Origin of the sequence: Micromonospora cynarisoli, from assembly GCF_030518815.1 — a bacterium.
GTDB classification, from domain to species: Bacteria; Actinomycetota; Actinomycetes; order Mycobacteriales; family Micromonosporaceae; genus Micromonospora; species Micromonospora wenchangensis.
This window is the reverse complement of the sequence record NZ_CP130426.1, coordinates 1501079-1520238: the sequence shown is the minus strand read 5'-3', so window position 1 is coordinate 1520238 and position 19160 is coordinate 1501079. Positions and strand designations below refer to the sequence as shown.

The following is a 19160-nucleotide window of genomic DNA, read 5'->3' as shown; positions in this document are numbered from 1 at the left end:
GGACCGTGGTCGGGGTCAGCGGGCCTGGAGCACGGCGCGCCGGCCGGCGGTCGCGCCGTCCGGCGCGGGAGCGCCGTAGGTGACCGCGATCCCGCGTTCCCGGGCGGCCCGGACGATGCCCGGCACGGCCCGTTCGGCAAGCGCGCTGATCGTCAGGGCCGGGTTGACGGTGAGGGCGCCGGGCACCGCCGACCCGTCGGTGACGAAGATGCCCGGGTGCCCGCGCAGCTCGTGCCGGTCGTCCAGGGCGGAGGTCGCCGGGTCGTCACCGATCCGGCACGACGCCAGCGGGTGCACGGTGTACGCGCCCACCAGGTCGTTGGTCCACGGCATCACCTTCGCCAGGCCGTCGCGTTCGACGATGTCCTTGACGTCGGCGTCGGAGAGGTTCCAGCCCCGCCAGGTGTTGGCGGTGGGCTGGTAGCGCAGCGGGCCGTGCCCCAGCATCTGCTGGGAGAACCGGTGCGCGTTGCCGGTCTCCGGCGGCGGCCCGAACACGCCCTCGTTGTCGTCCTCGGACATGGTGAAGACGGTCAGCCACGACTTGAAGTGCCGCATCAGCTCCTTCTTCTCCACCCCGAACCAGCTCGGGCCGGTCGCGTCGGGCACCTGGGCGAGGATGGTGCCCAGGCCGGGCGGGAAGTAGAGCTGCTCCAGCGAGTACCGCTCGTACTCGGGCAGGCTGGCGTCGAGCCGGTCCCAACTGGCCACCGTCGGCCCCCGGCCGATCTGGTACGCCTCGTAGGCGACGCCGTCACCCCGGTCCAGGCCCAGCACCTCGCGGACCCGGTCCTCGTCGAACACGGCGGTGTTGAGCCGTTCCCCGTTGCCGGAGAAGTAGCGGCCCACGGCCCTCGGCATCGTGCCCAGCGTCGGCTCGGAGCGTTGCAGGATGACCGGGGTCGCCCCGGCACCGGCCGCGACGATGACGATCTTCGCGTCGATGGTGCCCGCGTCGTGCAGGATCCGGTAGTCCTCGTCGTCGACGATCCGGTAGTGCACCCGGTAGCCGCCGTCGTCGGTGCGGGACAGGTGCTGCACCTCGTGCAGCGGTCGGATGGTCGCCCCGTGGGCCAACGCCGCCGGCAGGTAGTTCAGCAGCAGCGACCGCTTGGCGTCGAAGCGGCAGCCGGCCATCATCCAGTTGCAGTTGGTGCACTTGTCCAGGTCGATCGCCGACGGCACCGGGTTGGCCGTCCGGCCGGCGTGGGCACACGCCGCCGCCCACAACCCACCCGGGTACGGCACCTGGTCCCAGCTCTGACCGGTGACCGGCAGCGCCTCGACCACCCGGTCGTACCACGGGTCCAGGGTGTCCCGGTTGATCGCGGCCGGCCACATCCGCCGGCCGATCGAGCCGTGCCGTTCGAAGACGAACCGGGGCGCGCGGGGCATGGTGGCGAAGTAGACGACGCTCCCGCCGCCCACGCAGTTGCCGCTGAGCACGCTCATCCCGTCGCCGACGACGAAGTCGAACGCCCGGGTGTACGACGAGCCCAGCTCGAAGTCGTGGTCGAACTCCTGGCTGGACAGCCACGGTCCGCGTTCCAGGATCACCACCTTCGCGCCACCGGCGGCCAGGTGGTAGGCGGTGATCGCGCCGCCGAAACCGCTGCCGATGATCAGGACGTCGGTGCTTTCGGTGCTGCTCATGCCGGGCTCCCGGTGGGGGTCGTGTCGGGGTGCAGGGGGGCCAGGGGACGGCCGTAGGAGTAGTTCGGGTAGCGCCACAGCCCGTCGACGTCCGGCCGGTGGTAGCCGAGGTGCACCAGTCCGGGATGCCCGTCGGCCAGCGCCGCCACGGTGGGCAGGTGCGCCGCGCTGTCGAAGGCCATGTTGCTGAACAGCGCCAGGCCGACCCACATCTGCTTCTCCGGGTGCTCCGGGTCGGTCAGCCGGCGGACCAGTTCGGTACGGTGCTCGAACGGCAGGGCCACGAAGGCCGGCAGCGTCGGGTCCAGCGCGACGCCCTGCTCGGCGGCGTACTCCCCGGCGTGCATGTCGAGGGTGACGGCCAGCCCGTCGAGCGAGTCGGCCAGGCCGCCGGCCGGCAGCTCCAGCAGCTCCAGCGCCCCGGCGGCGACCGCGCCGCCACCGGGGGCGGCACCCGCCACCGCCCGGTCGTCCGGGCTTCTCTTCTCGCCCGGAACGATGGTGTCGGCGAAGGCCTCGATGGTCATTGTCCGCGCTACGTCTGCGTCGGTGGTATCGGACTGCACGACGACGCCTCCTGTCCGGTGCGAAATTGTTCCGGGAGAAACTGCGGTGATGCGTTCACCGTGGATCGCGCGAATGTCCGTGCCGCCCGGTGGCGGAGGAATCCCGGGCACCGTCGCCGCACGACTCCGTTGCCGCACATCGTGCACGCACCGGGCCCGCCGAAACACCTTCCGAAGTGCGCTCGGCACCCCGCCGTGACCGCGGCCCGCCGCCGGGCGGCCGGTGGAGGTGGCCCGTCCCGCCCGGCGGCGGGCCGGCCGGTGGACGCACCTGCGCACGCCCGGAGAAGCGGGAGAACCGCCGTGGCCCGGACGATGAGTGGACCCGTGACCGGCGTGTGCCCGCAGGTGCCCCGGCGGGTCCCCCGACCGTTGCCGACGGCACCGACCGTCAGGCGTTCCCCCAGGGAGATGGCCATGCCGACCACCCTCGGTTCGCTCCGCAGGCTGCTGCTCACCCCGTCCCTGGCCGAGGTGACCTTCGCCCGGCGCGGCTTCCCCGTCGTCGAGTCGGCGGCGACCCGGCGACTGGAGGCCATCCCGCAGACGGTGATCTGCGGTTTCGAGTGGGCGATCGACGCCCGCGACCAGTGGGAGGTGGAACGACGCCTGGAACTGGTCGACGTCGAGCTGCGCGGGTTCGCCTACGAGGGCGCCACGATGGCCTTCACGGTCCGCGACGCGATGGCCGGCGGGCGCGGCCACCGGACCCGGGACCTGCTGCGCGGGCGGGCCGAGCGGCACACCTTCCTCACCTACATCGGGATCGGCTTCGCCATGGCCCGGCTGCCCCGCCCCCTGTGGCGGCGGGTCCTGCCCGACCTGGCCGGCATGCGGTACTACCCGACGATGAGCTGGCTGGCCGTCGACGGGTACGGCTTCGACCGGGCCTACTTCGACACCGACCAGTGGGTACGGCAGCAGTACCGCCCCGCGGCGTACCCCTGGCAGGGGCATCCCGACTACTTCGCGCGCGCCTGCGACCAGGGCGTCGGCCGGGCGCTGTGGTTCATCCACGGTGCCCAGCCGGACCAGGTGGCGACCGCCGTGGAGCAGTTCGACAGGTCCCGGCGTCCCGACCTGTGGAGCGGCGTCGGGCTGGCGGCCACGTTCGCCGGTGGCTGCGACGCGGCCGGGCTGGCCACGCTGGCCCGGCTCAGCGGCGTCGACCGCCCGCACCTCGGCCAGGGCGCGGTGTTCGCCGCGAAGGCCCGCGACTACTCCGGTCACATCCCCGGGCACACCGGGGTGGCGCTGCACGCCCTGGCCGGGATGAGCGTGGAGCACGCGTCCGTGCTGGCCGACGACGTCGCGGTGGACACCGCCGCGGGGCCGGACCTGCCGGCGTACGAGCTGTGGCGGGCCCGGGTGCGCGACCGGGTGCCGACCGGCGACCCGGCGACCCCGGCCTGATCCGGTCGGCGGACAGCCGTCGGCCCCCGCCCCGGACCGGGACGGGGGCCGACGGCCGTCACGCCGCGATGGTGTCGAACTGGCCGGGGGCGCGGCCGGGGCCGGCCGGACCCCGGTAGGCCTGCGCCAGGTCCAGCCAGCGGTCGGCCTCCGCCCCGACGGCGGTCAGCGCCAGGTCGGCGCGGTGCCGGCGGCGGGTGACCAGCAGGCACAGGTCGGCCGCCGGGCCGGTGATCCGCTCGGTCGCGTCCGCCGGCCCGAACTCCCAGACCTCACCGCCGGAGGGCGCGGTGATCTCGAACCGCAGCGCGACGTCCGGGGTGTCCAACCCCCGGGCCTGGTAGCCGAAGTCCCAGGTGCGGACGGCGAAGTCGACCAGGTGCCGCAGCCGGTCGGTGCGTTCGGGGCGGACCCCGAGCGTGTCGGCGATGTCCTGGCCGTGGCCGAACAGCTCCATCATGCCGGCGGCGGCCAGCACCGGCGCGGGCAGCGGCCGGACCAGCCAGGGCACCGTCTGCCCGGCGGGCACCGCGGCCAGCGCCCGCTCGGCGGTGGCCCGTTCCTCGCGCCACTTGGCCAGCAGCGCCGGTGGCGGAGCGGACAGGTACGGCGAGAGCGCGGTCCGGACGTTGCGGTTGAAGTCGGGCCCGAACTGCTGGGCGAGCGCGATGAACCCCGCCGGGTCCGCCGCGGCCAGGCCGGCCAGCCGGAAGGTGGCCGCCAGATGGGCGATCTGGTGGGCGATGGTCCACTCCGGCGCGGGGGTGTCCAGCGCCCACTGCGCCTCGTCGAGGCCGGCCACCATCCGGTCGACGGCGTCACCCTCCAGGGTCAGGTCGACGAAGACGTCGTTCCGTGCGCTCACGCGTCTGTCCTCTCGCTCGTCAGCAGGGGCGAGCGTGGCCCGGCGCGTCCGAGGGCGCCGGTTGCCACGCACGACGCCGAACCCGTCGCCGCCTGACGCGCGGGCGGCCGGTGGCCGGGCCCACGTCGACGGCGTCACGTCAGCACCAGCAGCATGCGGGCCGGGCGCGGGCGCTGTCTTCTCTCGTCATGCGCTGGCGGCCCACCGCCGTCGTCGCCGCCGCGAGGCGCGTGGGCCCGATTGTGGACACCTGTCGCCGGGGACGCATCCGCGCCCATGCGCCGGGTTGCGCACCGTGGAAGAACCACCGGCCGGGCCGACCGGCGCATGCTGACCTCGATGGGCCCGGCCGTCGACGTCCGGCGAACCCCGGCAGGTGCGCGGGCCCGCCAGGGGGAGAGGTCATGGTCGCCGCACGGGTCGCGTCCTCGGTGGTACGCCGGCAGGTCAGGTACGTCACGCCGGTGCCGGCCGGGACCGCCCGGGGGCTGGTGGCCGACGTCTACGCCCAGGCGGAGCGGGAGCAGAAGCTGGTGGTGCCGCCGGTGCTGCTGCACTCTCCGGCGCCGCCGGTGCTCGCCGCGTACTGGATGTTGATGCGGGAGCCGCTCGTGGCGGGGCGGACCGTGGACCGCCGCACCAAGGAGGCGGTGGCCGCCGGGGTCTCGGTGGCGAACACCTGCCCGTACTGCGTGGACATGCACAGCATCAGCCTGTACGACCTGGCCACCGAGGACGACGCCGAGGCCGTCGCCGACGACCGGATCGTCGACCTTCGTGACCCGGCGGTCCGGGCGGTGGCCGGCTGGGCCCGGCACGCCCACGCCACCGCCACCGCCGCCCCGTTCCCGGCGGCGCACGCCCCGGAACTGGTCGGTGTGGTGGTCGCCTTCCACTACCTGGCCCGGGTGGTCAACGTGTTCCTGCCCGACCACCTGTTGCCGGCCGGGCTGACCGGTGCGGCCCGCCGCCGGTTCAAGCGGGCCGTCGGCCGGCTGCTGCGACCCACCCTGCGGGGTGCGCCCCGGCCGGGACGGTCGCTGGCGCTGCTGCCGGCGGCGACGCTGCCCGACGACGCCGGTTGGGCCGCCGCCGACCCGGTGATCGCCGGTGCGGTGGCCCGCGCCTACCGGGCGTTCGACCGGGCCGGCGAGGAGGCGGTGCCGGCTCCGGTCCGGGAGCTGCTGCGCGAGCGGCTCGACCGGTGGGACGGCTCGTCACCCGGCCCCGGCCGGGGCTGGTACGACGACGCCTGCGCCGGGCTGCCCGAGCCGGACCGGGCGGCGGGCCGGCTGGCGTTGCTCACCGCGTTCGCCTCCTACCGGGTCGACGACGAGGTGGTCGGGGCGTTCCGGCGTACCGTGCCGACCGACCGGGCGCTGGTGCAGGCGGTCGCCTGGGCGGCGTACGCGGCGGCCCGGGAGGTCGGCCGGCGCTGCCTGCGCCCGGCCGCCCGGTGACCCGCCGGTTCAATTACCGGGTGCGGTAGGTAATGCGCCGGTGGCGCACCTTAGAAGTAGACGATCTGTTTCGCCGCTGAAAACATAACTTCAGGAGGCATCCCTCCTGACGTGCGAGAAGATAGGGGGACGCCCGGTGTCTAATCTATTCCTGAGACTGCGGCGACGCATTATCACGCCATCGTCCTCGGCGACCAAACTCGACGTTCGCGGTTTCCACCGAAAGAATCCGGCGGCCGTCGAACTGTTGGAAACCGTCGGCGAATCATTTCTGACCGGGTACGCCGCGGCCGCCGAGGCGCGGACCCCCGCCGAGGCCGAACCGGCGCTGGAGGCGGTGCGTCCGCAGTTCCGGGGCTTCGCCTACGAGGGGGCCGCGATGGCCCTCGCCGTGCTGGACGCCCTGCCCGGCGGCCGGTCGGACCGGGTACAGACGTTCCTCGCCGGCCGGGGCGCCGACCACGTCTACATGGCCTACGTGGGGGTCGGCTGGGCGATGGCCCGGGTGCCCCGGTTCCGTTGGTCGAAGCTGTACGCCCCGGACCCGCTGCTGCGCTGGCTGGCGCTCGACGGCTACGGCTTCCACCAGGCGTACTTCCGCACCCGCCGGTACGTGCACGAGCAGTACCAGGAGCCGGACTTCCCGTGGCCCGCCGACGGCCCCCGCTGGTACTCCCGCCGCGCCATCGACCAGGGCATCGGCCGGGCGATGTGGTTCGTCGGCGGCACCGACGCCGGGGTGGTCGCCGACCTGATCGACCGTTTCCCGGCCGAGCGTCGCAGCGACCTGTACGGCGGCGCGGGCCTGGCGGCCACGTACGCCGGCGGCGCCGACGCCGACGAACTGCGCCTCTTCCTCGACCGGGCCGGCAAGCACCGCGCCGAGGTCGCCCAGGGCAGCGCGTTCGCGGCGACCGCCCGGCTCACCGCCGGTCTGGAGACCCCGCACACCGCCCGGGCCACGTCGGTGCTGGCCGGCACCACCCCGGCCGAGGCCGTCCGGATCTGCGACGAGCAGCGGCCGACCGGCGGCGACAGCCCGCTGGAGCCCGCCTACGAGATCTGGCGCCAGGCCATCGCCGACGAACTCCGGGTACGCGGAAGGCAGTGACCGGGGACGTCCCGTCCCCCGTCCCCCGTCCCCGTCCCGCCCCGCGCCGGTGGTCCCGGCGCAGCCTCCCTCCCCACACCTGCCCACGCCTCGGCAGGCGCCTCGCCACGCCCGTGGCGACCCGAACGGTAAGGAGATCGTGCCCGCATGACCAGGATCGCCATCGTTGGCATGGCGTGCCGATACCCGGACGCCACCTCGCCCCGAGAACTGTGGGAGAACGCCCTCGCCGGTCGCCGGGCCTTCCGCGCGCTGCCCGACGTCCGCATGCGGTTGGCGGACTACTGGGACGCGGAGCCGAGCGCCCCGGACCGGTTCTACGCCCGTACCGCCGCCGTCATCGAGGGGTACGAGTTCGACAGGCTCGCGTACAAGATCGCCGGCAGCACGTACCGCTCCACCGACCTGACCCACTGGCTCGCCCTGGACATGGCCGCCAAGGCGTTGGGCGACGCCGGCTTCCCCGCTGGGGAGGGGCTGCCGCGCGACCGCACCGGTGTGGTCGTGGGCAACACCCTCACCGGTGAGTTCGCCCGCGCCAACGTGCTGCGGCTGCGCTGGCCGTTCGTCCGCCGTACGGTCGCCACCGCGCTGCAACAGCAGGGCTGGGAGGACGACCGGTTGGCGACCTTCCTCGACGAGTTGGAGGACCGCTACAAGGCACCGTTCCCGGAGATCGACGAGGACACCCTCGCCGGTGGCCTGTCCAACACCATTGCCGGCCGGATCTGCAACTACTTCGACCTCAACGGTGGCGGGTACACCGTCGACGGCGCCTGCTCGTCGTCGTTGCTGTCGGTCGCCACCGCCTGCCGGGCCCTGCTCGACGGCGACCTCGACGTCGCGGTGGCCGGCGGGGTGGACCTGTCCATCGATCCGTTCGAGATCGTCGGGTTCGCCAAGACCGGCGCGCTGGCCCGCGACGAGATGCGGGTCTACGACCGGCACTCCAACGGCTTCTGGCCGGGGGAGGGGTGCGGGATGGTGGTGCTGATGCGTGAGGCGGACGCGCTCGCCGCCGGCCACCGCAGCTACGCCACCATCGCCGGCTGGGGCATCTCCTCCGACGGCAAGGGTGGCATCACCCGTCCCGAGGTCAACGGCTACCAGCTCGCCCTGCGCCGGGCGTACGAGCGGGCCGGGTTCGGCATCGAGTCGGTGCCGCTGTTCGAGGGGCACGGCACCGGCACGGCAGTCGGGGACGCCACCGAGCTGACCGCCCTGTCTCAGGCCCGCCGGGAGGCCGACCCGACCGCCCCGCCCGCCGTGATCAGCTCCATCAAGGGCATGATCGGGCACACCAAGGCGGCGGCCGGGGTGGCCGGCCTGATCAAGGCGGCGCTGGCCGTGCATCACCAGGTGCTGCCGCCCGCGCTCGGCTGCGTCGACCCGCACGAGCTGCTCACCCGTGACGACGCGACGCTGCGGGTGCTGCGGACGGCCGAACCGTGGCCGGACGACCAGCCGGTGCGCGCCGGCATCACCGCGATGGGGTTCGGCGGCATCAACACGCACGTGGTGCTGGACCGGGCCGGCACCGCCCGCCGGGTCGCCTTCGACACCCGGACCGCCCGGCTCGCCACCTCCGTGCAGGACGTGGAGCTGTTCCTGGTCGACGGGTCGTCCCGCGACGAGTTGCGCGGCCGGCTCCAGGAACTCCTCGACTACGTGCCGACCCTGGCCCAGGGGCAGCTCGCCGACGTGGCGGCCACCCTGCACGACCAGCTCGCCGACCGGCCGTACCGGGCGGCGGTGGTGGTGTCCTCGCCCACCGACGCGCAGCAGCGGCTGCGGCGGCTCTGCGAGCTGCTCGACTCCGGCGAGAGCCGGCTGGTCGACGGCGACGGCCGCAGCTTCCTCGGCCACGTCGGCGGGGTCGGCCGGATCGGCTACCTCTTCCCCGGCCAGGGCGCCGGCCGGGGCACCAGCGGCGGGGCGCTGCGCCGCCGGCTGACCGAGGTGGACCAGGTGTTCCGCCGGGCCGACCTGCCCGTCACCGGGGACATGGTGGCCACCGCGCTGGCCCAGCCGCGTATCGTCACCGGCTCCCGGGCCGGCCTGGCCGCCCTGGACCTGCTGGGGTTGGACGCGACCGTCGCGGTCGGGCACAGCCTCGGCGAACTGTCCGCCCTGCACTGGGCCGGCGCGATGGACGACGACACGCTGCTGCGGGTGACCCGGGCGCGGGGCGCGACGATGACCGAACACAGCTCCTCCGGGGTGATGGCGAGCGTCAACGCCGGACCGGAGCGGGTGTCCGCGCTGGTGGCCGGCGTACCCGTGGTGATCGCCGGCTACAACGGGCCGGAACAGACGGTGGTGGCCGGCACCGAGGAGGCGGTCCGGGCGGCGCTCGACCTGGCCGCCGGGGCGGGTCTCGGCGCGTCCCTGCTGCGGGTCTCGCACGCCTTCCACTCCCCGCTGGTGGCGCCCGCGGCGGACGCGTTCGCCGGGCACCTGACCCGGGAGTCCTTCGGCACGGTGCGGCGGCGGGTGGTCTCCACCGTGACCGGCGAGACCCTGCCCGCCGAGACCGACCTGCGGGCGCTGCTGCACCGCCAGATCACCGACCCGGTGCTGTTCGCCCAGGCGGTGGCGTTGGCTGCCAAGGACATCGACCTCTTCGTGGAGGTCGGGCCGGGTCGTATCCTCAGCGGACTGGCCGGGGCGATCACCGACGTGCCGGCGGTGGCGCTGGACACCGACGACGAGTCGCTGCGCGGGCTGCTGCGGGTGGCCGCCGCCGCGTTCGTGGTGGGTGCCGCGCACGACTACCCGGCGCTGTTCGACGACCGGCTGCGCCGGCCGCTGCGCATCGGGGCCGAGCAGCACTTCTTCGCCAGCCCCTGCGAGCAGGCCCCGCTGGTGGACCTGCCGGAGGCGGCCCGCGTCGACCGGCCCGCCCCGACCGACGGCGACGGCCCGGTCGACGGCGAGTCCACGGTGGAGATGCTGCGCCGGCTGGCCGCCGAGCGGGCCGAGCTGCCGCTGACCATGGTGCACGGCGAGAGCCGGCTCCTGGACGACCTGCACCTCAGCTCGATCACCGTCGGGCAGATCATCAACGAGGCGTCCCGGCTGGTGAACGTGCCGCCGGCGCAGGCCCCGACGAACTTCGCCACCGCCACCGTCGCGGAGCTGGCCGTGGCGCTCGACGAGCTTTCCGCGACCGGCCAGGCCGGCGACCACGACCGGGCGCCCGCCGTCACCGGCGCGGCGTCCTGGACCCGTGCCTTCGCCGTCGACGGCGAGCCGGCCGGGCCGCCGGTCCCGACCGGCGGTGGCGTCCCCGGCCGGTGGCAGGTCTTCGCCCCCGACGGGCACCCGCTGGCCGCGCCGCTGCGGCACGCCCTCGAACGGGCCGCCGTCGACTCCGGCGTGCTGGTGTGCCTGCCGTCCGAGTGCGCCGAGGAACACCTCGAACTGGCCCTGGCCGGCGCGAAGGAGGCCCTCGCCGGGCCGGCCGGCACCCGGTTCGTGCTGGTCCAGCGGGGGCGTGGCGCGACCGGGGTGGCCAAGACCCTGCGCCTGGAGGCCCCTCAGCTGCGGGTGACGGTGGTGGACACCCCGGCGGGGCCCGGGGCCGTCGACCGGGTAGTCGCCGAGGTCGGCGCGACCACCGGCTACCAGGAGAGCCACTACGACGACGCCGGGGCTCGCCGGCTGCCGGTGCTGCGGGCCCTTCCGGTACACGCGGCGCAGACCCGGCCGGCCCTGGACGACACCGACGTGCTGCTGGTCACCGGGGGCGGCAAGGGCATCACCGCCGAGTGCGCCCTGGCCGTGGCGCAGCGGACCGGGGCCGCGCTGGGCCTGCTCGGGCGCTCCGACCCCGCCGAGGACACCGAACTGGCGGACAACCTGCGCCGGATGGCCGCCCACGGGGTACGGGTGCACTACGCCCGCGCCGACGTCACCGACGCCGCCCAGGTCGCCGACGCGGTCGCCGGGGTACGGGCGGCGCTGGGCCCGGTGACCGCGGTGCTGCACGGCGCGGGCCGCAACGAGCCGGCCGCGCTGACCGCCCTGGACGCGGCGGCGCTGCGGCGGACCTTCGCCCCGAAGCTGGACGGCCTGCGCGCGGTGCTCGCCGCGGTCGATCCCGGGCAGCTGCGCCTGCTGGTCACCTTCGGCAGCATCATCGGCCGGGCCGGCCTGCGCGGCGAGGCGCACTACGCCACCGCCAACGACTGGTTGGCGGGGCTCACCGAGGAGACCGGCCGCCGGTTGCCGAACTGCCGGGCGCTGTGTCTGGAGTGGTCGGTCTGGTCCGGGGTGGGCATGGGTGAACGGCTGTCGGTGGTGGAGTCGCTGAGCCGGGAGGGGGTCGTCCCGATCAGCCCCGACCAGGGCGTCGAGGTGCTGCTGCGGCTGCTCGACGACCCGGACGTGCCGCCGGTGGTGGTGGTCAGCGGCCGGGCCGAGGGGATGGACACCCTACGCTACGACCGGCCCCCGCTGCCGCTGCTGCGTTTCGTGGACAAGCCGCTGGCGTACTACCCGGGGGTGGAGCTGGTCTGCGAGGTCGAGCTGACCGCCGGCGCCGACCGGTACCTCGCCGACCACCTGCTCGACGGCAACCTGCTCTTCCCGGCGGTGTTCGGGATGGAGGCGATGACGCAGGTCGCGGTCGCGGTCACCGGCCGGTCCACGGTGCCGGTGGTCGAGCAGGTGGAGTTCCCCCGGCCGATCGTGGTGCCGCCCGACGGCAGCACCGCCATCCGGGTGGCGGCCACCGTCACCGACGACGCCGTCGTCCAGGTCGCGATCCGCAGCGCCGAGACCGGGTACGCCACCGACCACTTCCGGGCCCGGCTGCGGTTCACCGACACCGCCGTCCCCGACGGCCCGCCCGGACGCACCGACCCGGGCCTGCCGCAGGTGCCGCTGGCACCCGAGCGGGACCTGTACGGCGAGTGGCTGTTCCAGGGCGGCCGGTTCCAGCGGCTGCGCCGGTTCCACCGGGCCGCCGCCCGTGACGTCGACGCCGAGGTGGCCGTCGGTGGCGGCGACGCCTGGTTCGCCGGCTTCCTCCCCGCCGACCTGCTGCTCGGCGACCCGGGCACCCGGGACGCGTTCATGCACGGCAACCAGGTCTGCGTACCGGACGCCACCCTGCTGCCGGTGGGCGTGGAGCGGATCTGGCCGGCCGGGGCGCGGATGTCCGGCACCGGCACGGTGCGCTGCTGCGCCACCGAACGCAGCCGCGACGGCGACACCTACGTCTACGACATCGCGGTCCGCGACGAGTCCGGTGCGGTCGTCGAACGCTGGGAGGGCCTGCGGTTGCAGGCGGTCCGGCACCGGGGCGGGCGCGGCCCGTGGCTACCGGTGCTGCTCGGCTCGCACCTGGAACGGGGGCTCGGCGACGTGCTCGGCGCGCGGGTCGCGGTCGCCGTGGAACCCGACGGCGGGCCGGACGTGCCCCGCCGGGAGCGGACCGCCGTCGCCGTCGGCCGTGCCCTCGGGGCCCGGCACGAGGTGCGTTACCGCCCGGACGGCCGGCCGGAGGTCGACGGCGACCGGGCCGTCTCGGCGGCGCACGGCGCGGGGGTGACCCTGGCCGTCGCGGCCACCGGGACGGTCGGCTGCGACGTCGAGCCGGTGGCCGAGCGGTCGACGGCGGACTGGGCGGGACTGCTGGGCGTCCACGCCGGGCTGGCCGCGCTGATCGCCGGGGACCGCGACGAGAGCGCGCACACCGCGGCGACCCGGGTGTGGGGCGCGGTGGAGTGCCTGCGCAAGGTCGGCCTGCCGGCGGACTCGCCGCTGACCCTGACGCCCGGCGGCCCTGACGGCTGGGTGGTCCTGGCCTCGGGTCCGCTGCGCGTCGCCACGTTCGCCACGAGCCTGGTGGACATCCCGCAACCGGTGGTGTTCACCGTGCTCACCGACGGGTGGAGTTGAGCATGGACAAGTACTTCGAGTACCCGCACACGGTCGGTTTCGAGGAGACCAACATCGTCGGGAACGTCTACTACGTCAACTACCTGCGCTGGCAGGGACGCTGCCGGGAGATGTTCCTCAAGCAGCACGCCCCGGACGTGTTGGCCGACCTCCAGGACGACCTGAAGCTGTTCACCCTGAAGGTCGACTGCGAGTTCTTCGCCGAGATCACCGCGTTCGACGAGTTGTCGATCCGGATGCGCCTGGTCGACCTGGTGCAGACCCAGTTGGAGTTCAGCTTCGACTACGTACGCCTCGACGCGGGCGGCGGGGAGACGTTGGTCGCCCGGGGGCGGCAGCGGGTCGCCTGCATGCGCGGGCCGAACAACCGGACCGCGCCGACCCGGGTGCCGGAGGCGTTGACCCGGGCGCTGGCGCCCTACACGGCCACCGTCCGGGCCCAGTGACGGCGAGGAGACCACCATGGACATGCCCCTTGGCGACGACGACCCGGCGGTCGACCCGGCGGCGCTGCGGCGGGCCTTCGCCGCCTTCGCCACCGGCGTCACCGTGGTCACCGTCGGGGGTCGCTCCCCGCACGGGATGACCGCGAACGCCTTCACCTCGGTGTCGCTGGACCCGCCGCTGCTGCTGGTCTGCGTGGACCGGGAGGCGGTCATGCACCGGCACCTGGTGGCCGCCGGCAGCTTCGCCGTGTCGGTGCTCGCCGCCGACCAGGAGCACGTGGCGCGGCACTTCGCCGACCGCCGCCGGCCGCTCGGGGCCGCCCAGTTCGACGTCGTCGACTGGCGGCCCGGCCGGTTGACCGGAGCGCCGCTGATCACCGGCGCGCTGGCCTCCTTCGAGTGCGCCCTGTGGCGTGACTACGAGGGCGGCGACCACACCATCTTCGTCGGCCGGCTGCTGTCGGCCGAGAAACGTCACGAGGAGGACGCGGTGCTGTTCCTGCACGGCCGGTTCCGGCAGATCACCCCGATGCCGAGCGGAGTGGTCCGATGACCACCGTCGCGCCCCGGGTCGTGCCCCGGGGGCCGACCGGGGTGGCGATGCTCGGCACCCTGTGGAAGCTCGGCCGCGACCGGCTCGGGCTGATGCGCTCCGCCGCCGAGACGTACGGCGACGCGGTGCGTCTCGGCCCGGGGCGGGGGCTGCACTTCTTCAACCATCCGGACCACGCCAAGCACGTGCTGGCCGACAACAGCCAGAACTACCACAAGGGCATCGGGCTGATGCACGCCCGGCGGGCCCTCGGCGACGGGCTGCTGACCAGCGAGGGTGAGCTGTGGCGGGAGCAGCGCCGGGTGATCCAGCCGGTGTTCCAGGCCCGTCGCATCGCCCAGCAGGCCGGGATCGTCGCCGAGGAGGCCGGCCGCCTGGTCGACCGGCTGGAGACGTACGCTGGTGGGGAGCCGGTGGACATCCTGCGGGAGATGACCGGGCTGACCCTGGGGGTGCTCGGGCGGACCCTGCTCGACGCCGACCTGAGCGGCTTCCGGTCCCTCGGGGTGGCCTTCGAGTCCATGCAGGACCAGGCGATGTTCGAGATGGCGTCGATGAACCTGGTGCCGATGTGGGTGCCGCTGCCGCAGCAGATGCGGTTCCGGCGGGCCCGTCGGGAGCTGGAGGGGATCGTCGACGAGTTGGCGGCGCGGCGGCGGTCCCGGCCGGGCCACGAGGACCACGACGACGCGTTGTCCCGGTTGCTGGAGTCGACCCGCCGGGAGACCGACCCCGCGGTGGGCCGGCGGCGGCTGCGCGACGAGCTGACGACCCTGCTGCTGGCCGGGCACGAGACCACCGCCAGCACCCTCGGCTGGACCTTCCACCTGCTCGACCGGCACCCGGAGATCTGGGACCGGGTGCGGGCCGAGGCGGTGGAGGTGCTGGGCGACAGGTCGCCCACCTACGAGGACCTGCCCCGGTTGACGTACACCTCGATGGTGCTCAGCGAGGCGATGCGCCTCTACCCGCCGGTGTGGATGCTGTCCCGGCGGGCGCAGGGCGCCGACGAGGTCGGCGGCTACGCGGTGCCCGCCGGCACCGACGTGCTGATCTGTCCGTACACCCTGCACCGGCACCGGGCCTACTGGGACGAGCCGGACCGGTTCGACCCGGAGCGGTTCTCGCCGTCGGCGTCGGCCGACCGGCCGCGCTACGCGTACGTGCCGTTCGGGGCCGGGCCGCGGTTCTGCGTCGGCAACCACCTCGGGCTGATGGAGGCGGTCTTCGTGGTGGCCATGGTGAGCCGCCGGTTGCGGCTGCACACCCCGGACGGGCACCGGGTGGTGCCCGAACCCATGCTGTCGCTGCGCATCCGGGGTGGTCTGCCGATGACGGTACGGGCCCTGACGTGACCCCTGGACCCCGGGTGCGAAGCGCGGTTCAGCAACATCGAATAACCTGCGCGCAGGCCGCACTGGTTACTATTGCGCTGAGCAACTCTCAGGTTGCTCATCGTGCTGGGGGAGGTGCGATGAGTCCCGGATGCGCGGCGACCACCCCGGCCGGTACGGCCCGAGGTGCCCGCCCTGCCCATGGAGCCGCCGTCGCGCCGACGGGCGGTTCCGCCGCCGTCATCGCGGACGCGCCGACGGCCTTCACCCGCCGTGCTGCCCGGCGTCCGCTGTCCACGGCGGTGCCACCGCCGTTACGTTCGGGCCGACCGCTGCCGGGCGGCGGAGCCCCGCCGCGCACGGCGTCCGGCGGTGGCCACCGGGACCCTGGGGGGACGGATGCGCATCTCAGATCTGGCCAGGATCAGTGGTGTTCCACTTCCGACGATCAAGTTCTACATCCGGGAGCGCCTGCTGCCGCCGGGCCGTCCCACCGCACGTAACCAGGCGGAGTACGGCGAGGAGCACCTCGCCCGACTCCAGCTGATCCGGGTGCTGGCCGGCATCGGGCGACTGAGCCTGTCCTCGGTGCGCCGGGTGCTGGCCGCCCTGGACGACAAGGGGCTCGCGTTGGGCGCGCAGTGCCGGGCCACCATCTGGGCGCTCTTCCCCGACCAGCCCGAGGACGACGACGCGCCGGACGTCGGGCCGGCCCGGGTCCAGGTCGACGCGTTCATCGACCGGCTCGGCTGGGAGGTCGACGTCGCCTCCCCGGGCCGCGACACCCTCGCCCACGTGCTGACCGCGTTGCAGCGGTTGGACGCCGACTGCGACATCGACGTGTTCAGCGAGCACGCCGAGAGCGCGGAGCGGATCGTGACGCACGAGTTCCAACACGAGTCGGCGCACTCCGCCACCGCCATGGCCGTGTGGAACGTGCTGTCCGAAGTGGCCTTCGAGGCGATGCGCCGGATGGCCCAGGAGAGCCACCTGGCGCGCTGCTGCGCGACTCCCGCCGAGCGGCCGGCGGGCGCCTGAGCGGCCCACCACAGTAGATACTCGGCACGCTCGAAGACGACAACCACCGCGAGGGGTTCCAGCCTGGAGGGACGGCGTGCTGCCGTCCCCCGGCCCGCTGCGGTGCCGGTGTCCGTCGACCGATGGGGGAGACCACCCGACATGTCGAACCAAGCCACATCCCGCCAGTCCCGATCGGGCCCGCTCGGCCTGCTCAACGGTCCCTACCACCGGATGGCGCTGAACCTGTACATGCTCGTGGTGCTGGCTCACTGGGCCGAGCACCTCGCCCAGGCGTTCCAGATCTGGGTGCTGGGCTGGCCGGTCCCGCAGTCGCGCGGCGTGCTGGGGATGGCCGTGCCGTGGCTGGTCACCTCCGAGTGGCTGCACTACGGGTACGCCATCGTGATGCTCATCGGGCTGGCGTTGCTGCGTCCCGGCTTCGTCGGCCGGGCCCGCACCTGGTGGACGGTGGCCCTGGTGATCCAGTTCTGGCACCACATCGAGCACCTGCTGCTGCTGCTCCAGGCGCAGACCGGCAACTTCCTGTTCGACCGGCCGGCGCCGACCAGCATTCTCCAGCTGCTCGTCCCCCGGGTGGAGCTGCACCTGTTCTACAACACGATCGTCTTCCTGCCGATGGTGGTCGCGATGTACCTGCACCTGCGACCGAACGCCGCCGAGCGGGCCACGATGGCCTGCACCTGCGCTCCCCGTTCGGTCAGGGCGCTCACGCCGGCATGACCACCGCCGGACAGGACGGCCGCCGTCGTGGCTCCTTCGGGCCGCGTACGGCGGCCGTCGTCGTGGTGCTGGTGACCGTGGCGACCGCGCTGTGGCTGCGTTCGCCGGGCACACCCGGGCCGGCCGAGACGGTCGACGCCGTGGTCGTGCCGGCGGACGGCAGCCGACTGGCCACCGGGCCGACCGAGGTGCGGTTGCGGCTGCCGGGGACGCCGGACCCGAACGAGGCGCACGTGTCGTTGACCCCGGCGCAGGGCCCGCAGGTGGCCACCGGCGCGTCCCGGCGCGACGGGACCGAGCTGGTGGTGTCCGTGCCCGCCCTGCCGCAGGGCAGCTACACGGTCGCCTACCACGTGTGGCTCACCGACGGGCGGCAGAGCACCGGGCGCAGCGTGTTCGCCGTCGGCGCCGCACCGCTGCTGCCGCCGGCGAACGTCGCGGCCGACACCGGGCACCAGCACGTCGGCACCGACCCTTTGGACGGCCTGCTGCTGGTGCTGGACCTGGGGCTGCTGATCGCGCTGTCGGTGATCCTGCTGCGCCGGCCCCGGGTCGCCTCCGACCCGGAGGAACCCCCGGAACACTGACCCGTCCCGCCGGCCGGTCCCGCCCGATCCCTGTGGGCGGGTCCGGCCGGCCCGTCGGGTGGCGTCCTCGCGTCGCCGGTCGCCGTCGCCGGTGGTCCGTGGTGCGGGCCGGCGGCATCTGGTCGTCGCCCGGGGGACACCCACCGGCCCGGCCGGGCGGCGGACACGACAGGGCGGCGCACCCCACCGCTCGTGGGATGCGCCGCCGTCTGCCGTGCCGGGTGAGCCGGGGTCAGGCCGCCTCGGCCCGGTAGCCGACCTGGTCGAGCGCCATCCGGCGGATGTCGAGCAGCGCGAGCAGTACCGGCGGGTCGATGGAACGGGCCGGCTTGAGGTGCATCTCGATCGGGGGGACCGCCTGGTCGCGGCGGACGATGATCGGCCCGTGCGAGCCGACGAAGATGTGGTCGGGGTCCAGGTCGTGGGCGTCGGTCGGTGAACCGTCGGGGCGTACCGACTGTACGAGCAGGTACCAGTGGCCCTCCGGCACCGTCTCCAACTCGAACGCGCCGGCACCGTTGAGCACCGCGCACCGGACGGGACGTCCCTCGGGCAGCGGGTCGGGGAAGAGCCCGACGAAGACGAAACCGAGATCCTCCTGGTCGGGGCCGGCCACGGTGCCCCGGATGGTCGAGGTGCGCCCCCCCGAGGCACCTCTGGTCTCGTCCTGCGGAACGCGCGTGCTGAACCCCCGGTAGCGCCGGTAGGCGGTGGGGGACATGCCGACGCTGCGGGTGAACCGTGAGCTGAACGTGCCGACGCTGTTGTAGCCGACGCGGAGGCTGATGTCGGCGACGTTCAGGGTGGTGGAGACGAGCAGATGCTTGGCCTCCTGGAGGCGGATGGCGGACAGGAAGCGACCGGGCGAGACGCCGGTGACCCGGCGGAAGATCCTTGAGAAGTGGAACTTGCTGAACATCGCGGCGCGGGCCATGTCGTCGATGGTGATCGGCTCGGCGATGTTGTCCCGCATCGTGACGATGGCTCGCTCCACCGCCCGTTCAATGACGTCTTCCACGGTCTCCCCCAGGGTGCTCGATTCGTCGGCCGTTGGCATCCCCCGGGCACGGCTGTGGCGACTGCGTGCGTACGGGTGTCTATGCCGGCTGATTGATGGAGCCTTTAGTCTCGATCAATGCATAAACGCGGATGCGGCCGTCGAAATTACCTCTGGCCGTTGTGGCCGAGTCGATGCTAGCGCGACCAAAGATAGGCGGCAATGAGCCGTTGGGCCGGCGACATGGATAGTCGTGCTATCGATCCTGCCCGTATTTGCCAGTGAAGATCCTCGCTATCCGTCGGGCGGCCCTCGACGTCATCGGTGCAGCGTGCGGCCATTTTTTGGGGCAGGTGACGGTTAGTGACTGGGGTGGTGCGCGGGGATTCGTCCGATCTGGTGGGTGGGCCGGGCGTGTCCGACTCTGCGGGGAAGAAAGCCGGCAAAGACCATTAAGCGGTAGCTATAACCACGGTCACCGCCGGGATGAGTGAGGGTTCAGGAGAG

The 19160-nt window shown here is 73.8% G+C and carries 14 protein-coding genes; 10 read left to right on the top strand and 4 right to left on the bottom strand.

Features of this window, described 5'->3' with window-relative positions; all coding sequences use genetic code 11:
• Window positions 1-15 precede the first annotated feature (15 nt).
• A complete protein-coding gene (locus Q2K16_RS06440; protein WP_302744123.1) occupies window positions 16-1653 on the bottom strand; it encodes an FAD-dependent oxidoreductase in 1638 nt (545 codons plus the stop codon).
• A complete protein-coding gene (locus Q2K16_RS06435) occupies window positions 1650-2219 on the bottom strand; it encodes a DUF5987 family protein (RefSeq protein WP_194822147.1) in 570 nt (189 codons plus the stop codon). Before Q2K16_RS06435 ends, Q2K16_RS06440 begins: the two co-directional genes overlap by 4 nt.
• A gap of 417 nt (window positions 2220-2636) precedes the next feature.
• Between Q2K16_RS06435 and Q2K16_RS06430 the strand changes: the two genes are divergently transcribed.
• Window positions 2637-3632, top strand: coding sequence for a DUF1702 family protein (locus tag Q2K16_RS06430; protein WP_302744122.1), 996 nt, complete (start codon window positions 2637-2639; stop codon window positions 3630-3632).
• 58 nt (window positions 3633-3690) lie between these two features.
• On the opposite strand, the gene Q2K16_RS06425 is transcribed toward Q2K16_RS06430, so the two are convergent.
• On the bottom strand, window positions 3691-4437 hold the full coding sequence (locus Q2K16_RS06425; RefSeq protein WP_402896581.1) for a TIGR03084 family metal-binding protein: 747 nt from the start codon (window positions 4435-4437) through the stop codon (window positions 3691-3693).
• Between the two features lie 464 nt (window positions 4438-4901).
• On the opposite strand from Q2K16_RS06425, the gene Q2K16_RS06420 reads away from it, so the two are divergent.
• From Q2K16_RS06420 to Q2K16_RS06380, 9 genes are all read left to right on the top strand, one after another.
• On the top strand, window positions 4902-5957 hold the full coding sequence (locus tag Q2K16_RS06420; protein ID WP_302744120.1) for a carboxymuconolactone decarboxylase family protein: 1056 nt from the start codon (window positions 4902-4904) through the stop codon (window positions 5955-5957).
• Window positions 5958-6093: 136 nt separating this feature from the next.
• Window positions 6094-7068, top strand: a complete 975-nt coding sequence (locus tag Q2K16_RS06415) for a DUF1702 family protein (protein ID WP_302744119.1) — start codon at window positions 6094-6096, stop codon at window positions 7066-7068.
• A gap of 147 nt (window positions 7069-7215) precedes the next feature.
• Window positions 7216-12975 (top strand): type I polyketide synthase, encoded by a 5760-nt coding sequence (locus Q2K16_RS06410; RefSeq protein ID WP_302744118.1) that lies wholly within the window; start codon window positions 7216-7218, stop codon window positions 12973-12975.
• A gap of 2 nt (window positions 12976-12977) precedes the next feature.
• Complete coding sequence (locus tag Q2K16_RS06405; RefSeq protein WP_302744117.1) at window positions 12978-13421, top strand: acyl-CoA thioesterase; 444 nt, start codon at window positions 12978-12980, stop codon at window positions 13419-13421.
• A 22-nt stretch (window positions 13422-13443) separates the two neighbouring features.
• Window positions 13444-13974 carry a flavin reductase family protein gene (locus Q2K16_RS06400; protein ID WP_205789518.1) on the top strand — a complete coding sequence of 177 codons (531 nt, stop codon included), beginning with the start codon at window positions 13444-13446 and terminating at the stop codon, window positions 13972-13974.
• Window positions 13971-15329, top strand: a complete 1359-nt coding sequence (locus Q2K16_RS06395; RefSeq protein ID WP_302744116.1) for a cytochrome P450 — start codon at window positions 13971-13973, stop codon at window positions 15327-15329. Before Q2K16_RS06400 ends, Q2K16_RS06395 begins: the two co-directional genes overlap by 4 nt.
• 378 nt (window positions 15330-15707) lie before the next feature.
• Entirely contained in the window at window positions 15708-16346 is a 639-nt protein-coding gene (locus Q2K16_RS06390) for a MerR family transcriptional regulator (protein WP_168222484.1), read from the top strand.
• 141 nt (window positions 16347-16487) lie between these two features.
• Entirely contained in the window at window positions 16488-17069 is a 582-nt protein-coding gene (locus Q2K16_RS06385) for a hypothetical protein (protein ID WP_302744115.1), read from the top strand.
• The gene (locus Q2K16_RS06380) at window positions 17066-17656 is read left to right on the top strand and encodes a copper resistance CopC family protein (protein ID WP_302744114.1); all 591 of its coding nucleotides are present in this window, start codon (window positions 17066-17068) and stop codon (window positions 17654-17656) included. Before Q2K16_RS06385 ends, Q2K16_RS06380 begins: the two co-directional genes overlap by 4 nt.
• 232 nt (window positions 17657-17888) lie before the next feature.
• Here Q2K16_RS06380 and Q2K16_RS06375 read toward each other — a convergent pair whose 3' ends face one another.
• Window positions 17889-18674 (bottom strand): helix-turn-helix domain-containing protein, encoded by a 786-nt coding sequence (locus Q2K16_RS06375; RefSeq protein ID WP_302744113.1) that lies wholly within the window; start codon window positions 18672-18674, stop codon window positions 17889-17891.
• Window positions 18675-19160 lie beyond the last annotated feature (486 nt).

What these genes read in the sequence shown, in the direction of transcription:
- Q2K16_RS06380 (WP_302744114.1), top strand. Translation starts at nt 17,066, where the DNA reads ATGACCACCGCCGGACAGGACGGCCGCCGTCGTGGCTCCTTCGGGCCG.
- Q2K16_RS06385 (WP_302744115.1), top strand. Translation starts at nt 16,488, where the DNA reads ATGTCGAACCAAGCCACATCCCGCCAGTCCCGATCGGGCCCGCTCGGC.
- Q2K16_RS06410 (WP_302744118.1), top strand. Translation starts at nt 7,216, where the DNA reads ATGACCAGGATCGCCATCGTTGGCATGGCGTGCCGATACCCGGACGCC.
- Q2K16_RS06400 (WP_205789518.1), top strand. Translation starts at nt 13,444, where the DNA reads ATGCCCCTTGGCGACGACGACCCGGCGGTCGACCCGGCGGCGCTGCGG.
- Q2K16_RS06420 (WP_302744120.1), top strand. Translation starts at nt 4,902, where the DNA reads ATGGTCGCCGCACGGGTCGCGTCCTCGGTGGTACGCCGGCAGGTCAGG.
- Q2K16_RS06390 (WP_168222484.1), top strand. Translation starts at nt 15,708, where the DNA reads ATGCGCATCTCAGATCTGGCCAGGATCAGTGGTGTTCCACTTCCGACG.
- Q2K16_RS06430 (WP_302744122.1), top strand. Translation starts at nt 2,637, where the DNA reads ATGCCGACCACCCTCGGTTCGCTCCGCAGGCTGCTGCTCACCCCGTCC.
- Q2K16_RS06440 (WP_302744123.1), bottom strand. Translation starts at nt 1,653, where the DNA reads ATGAGCAGCACCGAAAGCACCGACGTCCTGATCATCGGCAGCGGTTTC.
- Q2K16_RS06425 (WP_402896581.1), bottom strand. Translation starts at nt 4,437, where the DNA reads ATGGTGGCCGGCCTCGACGAGGCGCAGTGGGCGCTGGACACCCCCGCG.
- Q2K16_RS06405 (WP_302744117.1), top strand. Translation starts at nt 12,978, where the DNA reads ATGGACAAGTACTTCGAGTACCCGCACACGGTCGGTTTCGAGGAGACC.
- Q2K16_RS06395 (WP_302744116.1), top strand. Translation starts at nt 13,971, where the DNA reads ATGACCACCGTCGCGCCCCGGGTCGTGCCCCGGGGGCCGACCGGGGTG.